The following is a 13,085-nucleotide window of genomic DNA, read 5'->3' on the forward strand; positions in this document are numbered from 1 at the left end:
GATCAGCCAAAAGGCTTCAACTCGACCAAAGTGTCTACGATGAACTGAAACACGGCATTGATATTGCTGCTGATGCTGCCTGCGCCAGCGATGAGGGCGGCGGAAATCAGCCCGACGATCAAGCCGTATTCAACCGCTGTGGCACCGTCTTCGCTTTTGCAAAAATTGATAAAAAAATGCAGCACAGGATATTCCCCATCCGCCATCCGGTGCGTTGCGACAACCGGCTTCTGCCCTGTTGAAATCAACTCTATCCTAGGTCGGCGATGTGAGGAATCCGTTACCGTTGATGGTAAACGATCAGCAACCGCTCTCGTTGCTATAACCCGTGACCACGCAGGGCATTTCCGGCATTGGCTGGGTGATGCTGCGACGGATGGAATAGGTCTTGCCCACATCGGTCTTCTTGATGGAGCCGGTGCTGATCATGTCGTAATTGTCGGGAAACTGCGCCACCCGCGTGGAGGATTTTCCGGCAAGCATGGGAGTGACGATGAGCGAGAGCGCGATAACCGCCGTGCCGAAAAGCAGCGCCACATTGAGCACGCCGGTACGACGGGATTTGTCGGAATACAAGTGACGACCTTCCACCGTCTTCCAGAAATCCTCGTTCATGACCAACCTCGTCTCGCGCAGTTTACCGCTTCTTTAGCTTAACAATCTGCCAGAGGGTGCTGAACGATCTCTTAACACAGCCCCGTTTTGGCACGGCAAAGCGCTGCAAACGGGGCATTTTCACGAAGCTGTGACGGGATAACACGCGAGGACCTCGGGGGGCTTCCCGATTTTATAGCAGATCCTGCAGGAAGGGGATGAGCGGCTCGTCGGCCGGCGGCATGGGGTAATCGCGCAGGGCCTGCGGCTTCACCCATTTAATCGCCTGTCCTTCCCGGCCATGTGCAATGCCCTCATAACGGCGGCACACGTAAAGCGGCATCAGGAGGTGAAAGGTCTCATAGGTGTGGCTGGCAAATGTCAGCGGTGCGAGGCAGGCGACCTTGGTTTTGATACCCAGCTCCTCGTCCAGTTCACGGACAAGGGTTTCCTCCGGCGTCTCGCCATGCTCCACCTTGCCGCCCGGAAATTCCCACAGGCCCGCAAGCGACTTGCCTTGCGGACGCTGCGCCAGAAGAATGCGGCCATCCTGATCGAGAAGGGCGCAGGCGGCGACCAGCAGGATTTTTTTGCCAGCCTCGCTCATTCGCCGGTTCCCTTGCGCCAGTAGCGATAACGATAGGCCTCCGAGAAGCCGAATTTCTCATAAAGGGCGATCGCCGGCGCATTGGTGGAAACCACCTGCAGCCAGGCGGTTTTTGCGCCGCTGATTCTCGCCCAGCGCAGTGCCGACGACAAAACCTGCGTACCGAGGCCCTTTTTACGCTGCGACTTTTCGACATCGAGGGAGATGATGCCGGCAAGGTCGTTATCCTGCACACAGATCACGGTCGCGAGCGGATTGCCTTCCACTTCCTCATTGATGAAGAGGCCGAGCGCCGGCTTGATGGAGCTGACGATTTCCGCAATCGCCGGACGGAGCGCCGGGTCGCTATCGCTGACCTTGATGCTCGCCTCGACAAAACGGCCGATATCGTGGCTCGGCAGGCTGACCAGCGTTTCGGGCAGCTCCATGCCGGAGAGATCGGCCGTCATGACCATCACCTCTTCGAACACGGACCAGCCGTCATTCGAGAGAAATTCTCTCAGCTGCGGCGGCATCAGCGTCGTTTCGCGCACCACCAGCGGTCGGCCGAAATCTTCGAAACGCTTGCGCGCCTTTTCCAGCCGCACCGCGCTATTTCCGTAATCGGACGGGTCCAGCGGCACCACGCAGTTGATGCGCTTGGAGGGGTGCGAACCCGTCAGGCGGATTTGCCAGCTGCCGTCATAAATCACCGACGAGGCAGGCCATGCCCGGAAGCTGACGGCTTCCAGACGGCGAACCAGCGGCAGATTGACGGCTTTATTGTCCTGCATTCTCTTCGGCTCCAACGGTCAGCTCCGATAGTCGCCGTTGATCGCAACATATTCTTTCGTCAGGTCACAGGTCCAGACGGTGGCCGTTCCCTGACCGAGACCGATATCCACCTTCACCGGAATGTCTTCGAGACGCATCACCGCGCTGGTTTCCGCCTCCGAATAATCCGGGTCGCGCTCGCCGTTGACGGCCACGCGCACGCCGCCGAACCAGATGGCGAGGCGGTCACGGTCGGCCATTTCGCCGGACTTGCCGACGGCCATGACGACGCGGCCCCAATTGGCGTCTTCGCCGGCAACCGCGGTCTTCACCAGCGGCGAATTGGCGATGGAAAGGGCAATCTTCTTGGCGGCGGCATCGTTTTCCGCGCCAGTTACGGTGACTTCCACCATCTTGCGCGCGCCTTCGCCGTCACGAACCACCTGCAGGGCAAGGTCCTTGAGGAGATCGTTCAGCGCGATGCGGAAGCCGGCAAGGCGCTCGTCATCGGCGCTCGTTACCTTCACCTGGCCGTCTTCAGCGGCAGCACCTGTCGCAAACAGCATCAACGTATCGGAGGTGGAAGTGTCGCTATCGACCGTCACGGAATTGAATGTCGGGCCAACACCGGCAGACAGAAGCGACTGCAGGGCGGCGGGCTCGATATCCGCATCCGTCACCACGAAAGAGAGCATCGTCGCCATGTCGGGCGCAATCATGCCAGCACCCTTGGAAATGCCGTTGATCGTCACGATCACGCCGCCGATCTCGGCGGTGCGGGTCGAAACCTTGGGATAGGTGTCGGTCGTCATGATCGCCTTGGCGGCTTCCTGCCAGAAATCGGCTTCCGCCCTGACATTCATGTCGCCGAGAACGCCGGCAAATTTCGTCGCATCCAGCGGCTCGCCGATCACGCCCGTCGATGCCAGGAAGACCTCGCTCTCGGAGCAGCCAACGGCGGCAGCGGCGGATTTCGCCGTCAATTCGGTCGCGGCCTTGCCCTTGACGCCGGTAAAGGCATTGGCATTGCCGGAATTGACCACCACGGCGCGCGCCACGCCGCCGCCGAGATTGGCGCGGCAGAAATCGACCGGGGCGGAAGGGCATTTCGATTTGGTGAAGACGCCGGCGACGCTTGCCGGCTTGTCGAACACCATCAGCAGAACGTCGGTGCGGTTCTTGTACTTGATGCCGGCGGCAGCCGTCGCCATGCGAACGCCGCGCAGCGCAGGCATGTCAGGATAGGATTTCGGAGCGAGCGGGGAAACGGCAACGGACATGGGAAGCGCCTGAAATTCTGGAAAAGGGGTCTGGAATGCCTGAGATGAAACGGGGCGGCCCATAGCCGCCCCGTAACATTTGTTTTTACTGCTGCGGCTGAGCCTGCTGTTCCTTCGTGGCTTCGTCGTAGCCCTTCTTCAGCGTCTCATCCATGATTTCGATCTTCTGATCGGCCTTTGCCTTCTCGATGAGGGCAACATACTTGTCACGCATGACAAGCTGACGAACCTGCGGTTCGACCTGCTCGAAAGCCGGCGGCGGCGCGATGCGCTTGTCTTCCAGCTTGATGACGTGGAAGCCGAACTGGGTCTTCACCGGAGCCTTGGTATAGGCGCCCTTTTCGAGGCCGAAAGCGGCTTCTTCGAATTCCGGCACCATGCGGCCCTTGCCGAACCAGCCGAGATCGCCGCCGTCATCCTTGTTGGAATCGGTCGACTTTTCCTTGGCGAGCGCGGCGAAATCCTTGCCCGAATCAAGCTGCTTGATGATGTCCTTGGCTTCGTCCTCGCTGGCGACGAGAATATGCGCGGCCTTGATTTCCTCTTCCTGCGGCAGCGCTGCGACTTCCTTGTCGTAGCGGGCCTTTACTTCGTCAGCGGTAACGGCATCGACCACGTGCTTGCGGAAATAGGCGTTGTGCAGCTCACGGTCCTGGATGAATTCCATGCGCTTCTTGAAATCTTCAGTCTTTTCCAGACCTTCGGCGCTGGCGTTCTTCACCAGAAGCTTGACGTCGATCGCGCCGGAAAGGGCTGCGACCTTCTTCTGCTCATCGGGAAGCTGCGCGAGCTGCGGGTCGAGGTTGCTCATGGCGAGGTCGAGTTCGGACTGGTGGATTTCCAGATCGCCGACCTTGGCGACAACCTTGTCTTCCTGTGCGAAAGCCGGAAGCTGGAGGCCGAGCGTGGCCACAATCACCGCAGCCGCAATTTTATTATAGCGCAACATTTTGAACCTTTCGGGGACAATGCCGGCTCCAGACATGGTTTCCGGCTCTGAAAAAACTTCCAAACACCGGATTGTGGCCATTCTGTAACGGGCAGAACCGTTGACATCATTTGCCCCCCCTCTTATCTGTCACGCAACCTCGCGTCCAGATACGTTGAAGGGCGAAGTCCGTCATTTATGCTGAAATCGGCGTGACGGAGAAAAGCGCCCGGCAAAACGGAATTTCAGAAAGGGCCAGTAAGATGGTCAGTCTCGGCGGAATAGCCCGCAAGTTGTTCGGTTCGGCAAATGACCGCCGCGTCCGCTCCTATAAAAGCAAGATCGCAGCCATCAATGCGCTGGAAGAAGCCACCAAGGCGCTCTCCAATGAGGCGCTGGCGGCCAAGACCGCCGAGTTCCGCCAGCAGCTTGCCGATGGCAAGACACTGGACGACCTGTTGATCCCGGCTTTCGCCGTCGCCCGCGAAGCGTCGCGTCGCGTTCTGCATATGCGCCCCTTCGACGTGCAGCTGACCGGCGGCATGATTCTGCATGGCGGCGCCATCGCCGAAATGAAGACCGGTGAAGGCAAGACCCTGGTGGCGACCCTTGCGGTCTACCTCAACGCCCTTGCCGGCAAGGGCGTGCATGTCGTCACCGTCAACGACTATCTTGCCAAGCGCGACGCGGCCACGATGAGCAGGCTCTACGGTTTCCTCGGCCTGACGACCGGCGTCATCGTCCACGGGCTGGACGATGACCAGCGCCGCGAGGCCTATGCCTGCGACATCACCTACGCCACGAATAACGAACTCGGTTTCGACTATCTGCGCGACAACATGAAATATGACCGCGCCCAGATGGTTCAGCGCGGCCACAACTACGCGATCGTCGACGAAGTCGACTCGATCCTGGTCGACGAGGCGCGCACGCCGCTCATCATTTCCGGCCCGCTGGACGACCGTTCCGACCTTTACAACACCATCGACGCCTTCATTCCGCTGCTGACGCCGGAAGATTACGAAATCGATGAAAAGCAGCGCTCGGCCAACTTCTCCGAAGACGGCACCGAAAAGCTCGAGAACCTGCTGCGGCAGGCGGGGCTGCTGAAGGGCGAATCGCTTTACGACGTCGAAAACGTCGCCATCGTCCATCACATCAACAATGCGCTGAAGGCCCACAAGCTCTTCACCCGCGACAAGGACTATATTGTCCGCAACGACGAAATCGTCATCATCGACGAGTTTACCGGCCGCATGATGCCGGGCCGCCGTTATTCCGAAGGTCAGCATCAGGCTCTCGAAGCCAAGGAAAAGGTGCAGATCCAGCCGGAAAACCAGACGCTTTCCTCCGTCACCTTCCAGAATTATTTCCGCATGTACGAAAAGCTGGCCGGCATGACCGGTACGGCTGCGACGGAAGCGGAAGAATTCGGCAACATCTACGGCCTCGACGTCATCGAAGTGCCGACCAACCTGCCGATCCAGCGTATCGACGAGGACGACGAGGTTTACCGCACCGGCGAGGAGAAATTCCAGGCGATCATCACCGAGATCAAGGCGGCGCATGAACGCGGCCAGCCGGTTCTTGTCGGTACCACGTCTATCGAAAAATCCGAGCTTCTCGCTCATATGCTGCGCCAGTCCGGCTTTACCGATTTCCAGGTCCTGAACGCCCGCTATCACGAGCAGGAAGCCTATATCGTTTCGCAGGCCGGCGTTCCCGGCGCCGTGACCATCGCCACCAACATGGCCGGCCGCGGTACCGACATCCAGCTCGGCGGCAACGTCGACATGCGCCTCGAGCGCGAGCTGGAAGGCATGGAGCCGGGTCCTGAGCTTGATGCGAAGGAAGAGGCAGTCCGCGCCGAGATCAAGGTGCTGAAGGAAAAGGCGCTCGCCGCCGGCGGTCTTTACGTCATCGCCACCGAACGCCACGAAAGCCGACGCATCGACAATCAGCTGCGCGGCCGTTCCGGCCGTCAGGGCGACCCCGGCCGTTCGAAATTCTACCTGTCGCTTCAGGATGACCTGATGCGCATTTTCGGTTCCGAGCGCATGGACTCGATGCTGCAGAAGCTCGGCCTGAAGGAAGGCGAGGCAATCGTCCATCCGTGGATCAACAAGGCGCTGGAGCGCGCCCAGAAGAAGGTCGAAGCCCGCAACTTCGAGACCCGCAAGAACCTTCTGAAATATGACGACGTGCTGAACGACCAGCGCAAGGTGATCTTCGAGCAGCGTCTCGAGCTGATGGAAGCCGACAATATCGGCGAAACCGCAGCCGATATGCGCCATGAAGTGATCGAAACGCTCGTCACCAAGCATATTCCGGAAAATGCCTATGCCGAACAGTGGGATATTGCAGGCCTGAAGGCCGGCATCGCCCAGTTCCTCAACCTCGACCTGCCGGTGGAGGAATGGGCCAAGGAAGAAGGCATCGCCGAGGACGATATTCTTCACCGCGTCACCGAGGCCGCCGACAAATACGCCGCCGAGCGCGCCGAACGTTTCGGTCCCGAGATCATGACCTATGTGGAACGCTCGGTCATTCTCCAGACGATCGACCATCTGTGGCGCGAACATATCGTCAACCTCGACCATCTCCGCTCGGTCGTCGGTTTCCGCGGTTATGCCCAGCGCGACCCGCTGCAGGAATACAAGGCGGAAGCCTTCGAACTGTTCCAGGCGCTGCTCGCCAATCTGCGCGAGGCCGTTACCGCCCAGCTGATGCGCGTGGAACTGGTGCAGCAGGAACCGCAGCAGCCGGAACTGCCGGAAATGACGGCGCATCATCTCGACCCCAATACGGGCGAAGACGAAATGGCGCAGGGCCAACAGGCCGCGCCCGCCGCCTTCGTGCCGGCCGAGGATCGCGATCCGGAAAACCCCGCCACCTGGGGCCGTATCGGCCGCAACGAAATGTGCCCCTGCGGCTCCGGCAAGAAATACAAGCACTGCCACGGCGTTTACGAACAGGCCTGAGGCAGTTCCTGACAGACAAACGAAATCGCCCGCACCTTCGGTTGCGGGCGATTTTCGTTACACCCCTCGATCGCTGTTGACGGATATCGGCAATTTCCAATATGGGAGCCGGATCGTCTTCCGGAAAACGCTTTCATGTCCCCTCGCGACTTTGCCGCTTATGTTTTTCTCGCACTCGCGTGGGGAATGTCCTTTCTGCTGCTTTTGCACGTCGTGGAGGCCTTCGGATGGATCGGCGCGGTCACGCTCCGCTCGCTGGTCACCGCCATCACCCTGTTTCTGATCGCGATTGCGGTGCGCCGAAAGCTTGCATTTTCCGCGAGCTGGCGCGCCTTCGCCGTCGTCGGCGCAACAACGGTCGCGGGACAGTTGATCGGCCTCTCCTATGCGACGCCGCTGGTCGGCACCGCCATGGCCGCGATATTGGTGGCCACCATCCCGCTCTTTTCCATGCTCATCGCTCAGGTCTGGGGTATCGAGCGTCTGACGCGTCAGGGCATTGCCGGTCTCGTCATCGGTCTTGCCGGCATCGTCCTGCTTGTCGGCTTTCCCGCCGTTCCCGTTACAACGGGTTTCATCATCGGCTGCGCGGCCGCTGTCGCCGCGTGCATCTGCGCGGCCTATGGCAGCAATTTTGCCAGCCGCCACCTGAAGGGCGTGGGTTCCTGGGAAATCACCATAGGCTCATTCCTGACAGGCGGCCTGATGACCCTGCCGCTTCTCTTCGCGGTCCCATTGCCGAGAACACCGGATCTCATCGATTACGGTTATCTTCTGGTGCAGGCGGTGGTCATGAGCGGCCTCACCTACATCACCTATTTCAAGCTTGTCTCCTCAATCGGCGCAACCAGGGCGATCAGCGTGGAATTCGCCGTGACCGTCGTGGCGGTCCTCGTCGGCGCTCTGGTGCTGGATGAGCCACTTTCGCTTCCCCAGCTTTTCGGCGCCGGCATCATCATTCTGGGCTGTGCGCTGGTCCTCGATCTCATGCCCAGAAAAAAGGCTCCGCCTACACCCTCTGGGGCGTGAAGGGTTTATTAGCGTTTTCCACCAATAGTCGTGCTGGTCATTGCTGATCACACGGGATCGCGCTTGCGGCGCGAGGGAAAAATGCAACCGGGCAAATCTGACTACGAGCACTACTGGGACCCGCTAAGGGCGCTCCTCATGCTGCTTGGCATTCCCTATCACGCCTCCCTCCTCTACAGCCATGCCCTGCCATGGGACATCAAGGATTTCGACACCAGCCCGCTTCTGAGCGCGCTAGGTGCTGCGCTCTCCACCTTCCGCATGCCGGCATTCTTTCTGGTGGCCGGCTATTTTTCCACCATGGTCATCGGCAAAAAGGGCAAGATGCGCTGGCTGAGGCAGCGTTTTCTGCGCCTCGGCGTGCCCTTCATCGTCGCGGTCCTTCTGCTCGGGCCATCACAGCTTTTCCTGCTGCAACTGGCCGGCGTCGCCAAAGGCGATATCCCGGCCGACCGGCTGCTTGAGAGCCTGCCCGGCCTGCTGCACCCGAGCGAACAGTGGATCATGCATCTATGGTTCCTGCCGGCCCTTGTCTTCTATTCGATCCTGCTTGCCGGCCTGCTGTTTCTCGCGGAACGTCCGCCAGTGGCATATATCAGAGACTGGTTAGGCAGCCTGCGGCAGCGGCATACCACCCTGTTTTTCGCGGCACTCTGCACCCTGCCTGTTTTGTGGGAATTGATGATCTACGGATCCGGCCAGCTCGCGGCAAAGAGCGGAAGCGGCCTCTTTCTTCTCTATGAACGCGCTTCCGATCCCTATGCGCGTTACCTGCCATTCTTCCTCATCGGCGCGCTGCTGCACCGTGACCGCACCCTCTTTCACCGCTTTCGCCAGACGGGCCTTCTCACCGGCGTCATCGCGGCGGGCGCCATCGCGACGGCGGTGACCCTGCGCCTGCAATATCCCTTTTCGAATTCGGCCCTGCTGGTGCTGGTGTCGGCAATTGCGGCCGTGGCCGCAAGCCGTCTATTGATCGACCTCGCCTGCCGCTATTTCGATAGGCCGAACCGGCTAGCCAGACGCATGACGGATGCGTCCTTCACCATCTACCTGTTTCATCATCCGCTGATCTACGCCTTCGGAACGCTGTTCATCCTCATTGCGCTGCCGCCCGTCCTGGAGTTTACCATCATCGTCGTGGCCACCACGGCGGCGGCCTATATGCTGCATCAAGCGATACGCCTCAGCCCGCTCGCCCTTTTCCTGTTCAACGGCATTCGCAAGCCACGCGTGGCGGACGATATTGGCACACAGGCCGGCGCGTCCCAAACCCTTCGTTAAGGATGAAGCGCGTATGATCGGCCTGCCTATTCAACTGGAAATGATGGCGTGTGGATCATGGCTATCCTCAACACGGCGGAAAAAGCCTTACCCGCAGGCCTGCGCGCGAAGCTTTCGCCGCTGGTAGCGAAAGTCGCCGTTGTTCTTTCCGGCGGAGATGAGGTCTCCCGTGCGCAGCGCATGGCGCTGGTTGCGTTTGCGGTGCGTATCGTCAGCGCCGGTATAGCCTTCATTTCCCAGATCATCCTTGCCCGCCTGATGGGCGAATTCGAATATGGCCTGTTCGCCTTCGTCTGGGTTCTGGTGATCCTGTTCGGCAATCTTTCCTGTCTCGGTTTTCACACCACCGTCATCCGATTTTTACCCGGCTATCGTCTGGAAGATGCCCATGACAAGATCATGGGGCTAACCTCGACGGCGCGGGTCTTCGCCATGCTTTCGGCCAGCGCGCTTGCGATTTTCGGTTTCGTTTTCCTGTATTTCTTCGGCGAACGCATCGCCTCCTATTATCTCATTCCCGTTTCGCTGGCGCTTTTCACCCTGCCGATGGTGGCGCTGGGCGATGTGCTGAACGGCACCGCGCGCGCCAATGGCTGGGCGGTCTCCGCACTCAGCCCCACCTATATCGTTCGCCCGGTGCTGATCCTGCTGTTCATGCTGGTAGCAATCGGTCTCGGCGCGGAAAAAACCGCAACGACGGCCATGCTGACGGCCCTTCTTGCCACCTATGTCACCACGCTTTTCCATTTCGCCTTCATGAACCGCCGGCTCAACCGGCATTTCCGCAGCACGGCCCGCAGGGTGCATTTCCGCCACTGGATAAGGTTCGCCTTCCCGATGTTCCTGATCGACGGCATCGGTTTTTTGATGACCAATTCCGATGTGGTGATTGTCGGGCTTTATCTGCCGCCGGATCAGGTGGGCATCTATTTTGCCGCGGCAAAGACTATCGTGCTGATGCAATTCGTGTTTTTCTCGGTGCAGGCGGCCGCCGCCCCGCGCCTGGCAGCCCTCATGTCGGCCAACGACCGGCAGGGGCTTGCCGGTTTCGCCAGCCAGGCCGCGCGCTGGGCCTTCTGGCCGTCGCTCGCCGTCGGCAGCGTGGTGCTTCTGGCCGGCCCGTTCCTGCTGTCGCTGTTCGGTCCCGGCTTCGTTCAGGGCTACGAGCTGATGTTCTTCCTTTTCGCCGGTTTCCTCGCCAAGGCGCTGATCGGCCCGGGGGAAACATTGCTGAACATGGCCAACAAACAAAAATTGTGCGTCGTCCTTTATATTATTATCTTCGGTTGCAACATTGCACTCAACATGGCGCTCATTCCGGTCTATGGTCTGGCAGGGGCAGCGGCAGCGGTGGCGATAGCCATGTGCATAGAAGCTGTGCTATTGCATATTGCCATTCGCCGCACACTCGGGATCGTCCTTTTTGCCTTCAACGATCCCCGGGCGGGTCAAAACACTGGGAAGGCGGTGTAACGATAAGCATGTCCAGCGATCCAAAGAATCCGGATTTTCAGGACCCGCGCATCGCGGCGCTGATGGCGTCTGCGGAGCGTGATCGCCCCGTGGCCGACAGCAGCCGACGCGTGGGCCGCGATGGCCGGGAATTCTGCATCTATCCGGGTCAGCTCGGTTATGACATGCAGGAAGAACTCGACTTTCTGTCCAACCGCGTCATGGAGGCGAATGTCTTCTTCACCGGAAGGCTTCTCGCGCCCGCCATGCCGCGCATCGAGGACAAGTCCGTGCGCTTCGCCCTCATTCGCGATGAGAACGGCGCCAGAAGCCGCATGCGCTTCCTGATGCCCTTTACCGTGGAAAAGCCGGGCTTTTCCATCGGTCCCTCCATCATTCGCGTCTGGGCCAATCCATTCGGGCCGCTCGGCACGCCGCTGGTCGACACCGAAGGCGCTGCCGAAACCCTCGACAATCTTTTCGACGCGCTTTCCGACAGCAACATGCGTCTGCCGAATGTTCTGGTTCTGCCGGATGTCCGGCTGGAAGGGCCGTTTGCCCGCATGTTCAAAGCCATCGCGCTCAGCCGCAACCTGCCGGTGACGACGACGGGCAATTATTACCGGCCGATGCTGGAAAGTCTTCTCGATGGCAAGGCCTATCTGCGAAACGCCCTTGCGCCGCACCATTTGCGCGAAATGAACAGGCAGTGGCGTCAGCTCGAAAAACTTGGGCCCCTCTCCTATACCGTTACCCGGCAACCAGCGGACGTGCGTTACCGCATGGAGGAGTTTCTGGCACTGGAGGCGAGCGGCTGGAAAGGCCGCAAACGCACCGCGCTGGTCAACGACCGTTATCGTGCCGCCTTCGCCCGCGAGGCGATCACCAATCTGGCCGAAGCGGATGCGGTGCGTATCCACACCATCGATCTCAATGGCAGCGCCATCGCCTCCATGGTCGTCTTCATCACGGCGGGCGAGGCCTATACGTGGAAGACCGCTTTCGACGAGAGCTATGCGCAATTTTCCCCTGGCAAGCTGCTGGTGCAGAAACTGACCGACTGGCATCTGGACGACGCCAATATTCTGCGCAGCGACAGCTGCGCCGTGCCCGATCATCCGATCATGAGCCGTTTCTGGCAGGAGCGTCAGGAAATGGGCACGCTGGTCGTCGGGCTTGCCCAGAACAGCGACCGGGACGTGCGGCAGGTTTCCACGCAGGTGGACATGTACCGCAACACCCGCAACCTCGCCCGCAGCCTGCGACAGAAGATCCTGTCGTTCGGACGCAAGGGCAATTGATCCGAAGGGCGCCGGTGGCGCCCTTCGAAGTTTCTGACACGGGCAAAGCCTGCTTCAGCGCGAGGCCGTCCGGATCATCTTGCACAGTTGCGTCAGCGCCGCATCGTATCCGCCGCCCAGAATATCGACACAACGGCGGGCGAGCTTGATCTGCTCGGTTCGCGACATGTCGTTATAGGCTTGCAGGGCATTGCGCATCGCGCCGGGAGACACCGTGCCCGAGCCGGCGGGATTGGTGGTGCTGCCGCCGGGGTTTCCGGGCGTGCCGGTCGAACCGGAGCCGCCGATACCAACGCCGACACCGAGACCGACACCGCTCGAGCCGCCCACATTGGCCCCGACATTGGCATTGATGCCGTCCGAACCGCCAACGGAAGCGTTCACGCCCGCATTGACGCCGCTGGAACCGCCGACGGATGCATTGACATCCGCATTGACCCCATTGCTGCCGCCGACCGATGCGTTGACATCCGCACCCAGCCCGCCGCCGCTCCTGCCGCCGACATCCGCACTGGCGTTAACGCCACTGCTGCCGCCAACGGAGGCATCGACCCCGAGTCCGCCGCTGCCATTGTCGCCAACACTGGCGTTAACCCCATTCTCGCCACCGATCCCGATATCCAGCGCATGGGCGTTGATCGGCAGGATCAGGCAGGCGGACAGTAATAAATTGCGAGAAAAAGCCCTCATAATTTCCTCCCTATGAGTTTGGCCATTCCCGCCCCGCGTGGAAACTCCACCCTGACATCATAATTCAATTAGTAATTGCGTATATTCTAATTTATTAGAGGTGCCTAATATTACCCTAATACTGCAACTGCAGGTGTCGCGATCCGGCACAGCCGCCCTCCGCAACATTTTGATCGGCGGCCCGGC

Annotated in this window: 12 protein-coding genes; 5 read left to right on the top strand and 7 right to left on the bottom strand. The window is 60.0% G+C overall.

Annotated elements, in window-relative coordinates:
• Window positions 1-2 precede the first annotated feature (2 nt).
• The 6 genes from L901_RS03665 to L901_RS03690 form a co-directional block, all read right to left on the bottom strand.
• Entirely contained in the window at window positions 3-206 is a 204-nt protein-coding gene (locus L901_RS03665; RefSeq protein ID WP_059753579.1) for a Flp family type IVb pilin, read from the bottom strand.
• A 94-nt stretch (window positions 207-300) separates the two neighbouring features.
• Complete coding sequence (locus tag L901_RS03670; protein WP_003522548.1) at window positions 301-615, bottom strand: hypothetical protein; 315 nt, start codon at window positions 613-615, stop codon at window positions 301-303.
• A gap of 172 nt (window positions 616-787) precedes the next feature.
• A complete protein-coding gene (gene mutT / locus L901_RS03675) occupies window positions 788-1,201 on the bottom strand; it encodes an 8-oxo-dGTP diphosphatase MutT (protein WP_059753582.1) in 414 nt (137 codons plus the stop codon).
• On the bottom strand, window positions 1,198-1,974 hold the full coding sequence (locus tag L901_RS03680; protein WP_059753585.1) for a GNAT family N-acetyltransferase: 777 nt from the start codon (window positions 1,972-1,974) through the stop codon (window positions 1,198-1,200). The genes mutT and L901_RS03680 overlap by 4 nt, the downstream gene beginning before the upstream one ends.
• A gap of 18 nt (window positions 1,975-1,992) precedes the next feature.
• Complete coding sequence (gene argJ, locus L901_RS03685) at window positions 1,993-3,234, bottom strand: bifunctional glutamate N-acetyltransferase/amino-acid acetyltransferase ArgJ (RefSeq protein ID WP_059753704.1); 1,242 nt, start codon at window positions 3,232-3,234, stop codon at window positions 1,993-1,995.
• Window positions 3,235-3,319: 85 nt separating this feature from the next.
• Window positions 3,320-4,183, bottom strand: a complete 864-nt coding sequence (locus L901_RS03690; protein WP_035237262.1) for a peptidylprolyl isomerase — start codon at window positions 4,181-4,183, stop codon at window positions 3,320-3,322.
• Between the two features lie 242 nt (window positions 4,184-4,425).
• Between L901_RS03690 and secA the strand changes: the two genes are divergently transcribed.
• The 5 genes from secA to L901_RS03715 all read left to right on the top strand — a co-directional run bounded on the left by secA (window position 4,426) and on the right by L901_RS03715 (window position 12,209).
• Window positions 4,426-7,143, top strand: coding sequence for a preprotein translocase subunit SecA (gene secA, locus L901_RS03695; protein WP_059753586.1), 2,718 nt, complete (start codon window positions 4,426-4,428; stop codon window positions 7,141-7,143).
• A gap of 135 nt (window positions 7,144-7,278) precedes the next feature.
• Window positions 7,279-8,172, top strand: coding sequence for a DMT family transporter (locus L901_RS03700; protein WP_035264346.1), 894 nt, complete (start codon window positions 7,279-7,281; stop codon window positions 8,170-8,172).
• 81 nt (window positions 8,173-8,253) lie between these two features.
• Window positions 8,254-9,456, top strand: a complete 1,203-nt coding sequence (mdoC, locus tag L901_RS03705; RefSeq protein ID WP_082710449.1) for a glucans biosynthesis protein MdoC — start codon at window positions 8,254-8,256, stop codon at window positions 9,454-9,456.
• 57 nt (window positions 9,457-9,513) lie between these two features.
• Entirely contained in the window at window positions 9,514-10,929 is a 1,416-nt protein-coding gene (uppV, locus tag L901_RS03710; protein ID WP_059753591.1) for a Wzx-type polysaccharide biosynthesis protein UppV, read from the top strand.
• An 8-nt stretch (window positions 10,930-10,937) separates the two neighbouring features.
• The gene (locus L901_RS03715) at window positions 10,938-12,209 is read left to right on the top strand and encodes a GNAT family N-acetyltransferase (protein WP_059753593.1); all 1,272 of its coding nucleotides are present in this window, start codon (window positions 10,938-10,940) and stop codon (window positions 12,207-12,209) included.
• Between the two features lie 54 nt (window positions 12,210-12,263).
• On the opposite strand, the gene uppQ is transcribed toward L901_RS03715, so the two are convergent.
• A complete protein-coding gene (gene uppQ, locus L901_RS03720) occupies window positions 12,264-12,899 on the bottom strand; it encodes a polysaccharide biosynthesis GNAT family N-acetyltransferase UppQ (protein ID WP_059753596.1) in 636 nt (211 codons plus the stop codon).
• Between the last annotated feature and the right edge of the window lie 186 nt (window positions 12,900-13,085).

Origin of the sequence: Agrobacterium sp. D14, from assembly GCF_001526505.1 — a bacterium.
Classification (GTDB): Bacteria; Pseudomonadota; Alphaproteobacteria; order Rhizobiales; family Rhizobiaceae; genus Agrobacterium; species Agrobacterium leguminum.

Coding starts and splice junctions, on each gene's coding strand:
- mdoC (WP_082710449.1), top strand. CDS start 8,254: ATGCAACCGGGCAAATCTGACTACGAGCACTACTGGGACCCGCTAAGG.
- secA (WP_059753586.1), top strand. CDS start 4,426: ATGGTCAGTCTCGGCGGAATAGCCCGCAAGTTGTTCGGTTCGGCAAAT.
- L901_RS03715 (WP_059753593.1), top strand. CDS start 10,938: ATGTCCAGCGATCCAAAGAATCCGGATTTTCAGGACCCGCGCATCGCG.
- L901_RS03665 (WP_059753579.1), bottom strand. CDS start 206: ATGGCGGATGGGGAATATCCTGTGCTGCATTTTTTTATCAATTTTTGC.
- L901_RS03670 (WP_003522548.1), bottom strand. CDS start 615: ATGAACGAGGATTTCTGGAAGACGGTGGAAGGTCGTCACTTGTATTCC.
- L901_RS03690 (WP_035237262.1), bottom strand. CDS start 4,183: ATGTTGCGCTATAATAAAATTGCGGCTGCGGTGATTGTGGCCACGCTC.
- L901_RS03700 (WP_035264346.1), top strand. CDS start 7,279: ATGTCCCCTCGCGACTTTGCCGCTTATGTTTTTCTCGCACTCGCGTGG.
- uppQ (WP_059753596.1), bottom strand. CDS start 12,899: ATGAGGGCTTTTTCTCGCAATTTATTACTGTCCGCCTGCCTGATCCTG.
- mutT (WP_059753582.1), bottom strand. CDS start 1,201: ATGAGCGAGGCTGGCAAAAAAATCCTGCTGGTCGCCGCCTGCGCCCTT.
- L901_RS03680 (WP_059753585.1), bottom strand. CDS start 1,974: ATGCAGGACAATAAAGCCGTCAATCTGCCGCTGGTTCGCCGTCTGGAA.
- uppV (WP_059753591.1), top strand. CDS start 9,514: ATGGCTATCCTCAACACGGCGGAAAAAGCCTTACCCGCAGGCCTGCGC.
- argJ (WP_059753704.1), bottom strand. CDS start 3,234: ATGTCCGTTGCCGTTTCCCCGCTCGCTCCGAAATCCTATCCTGACATG.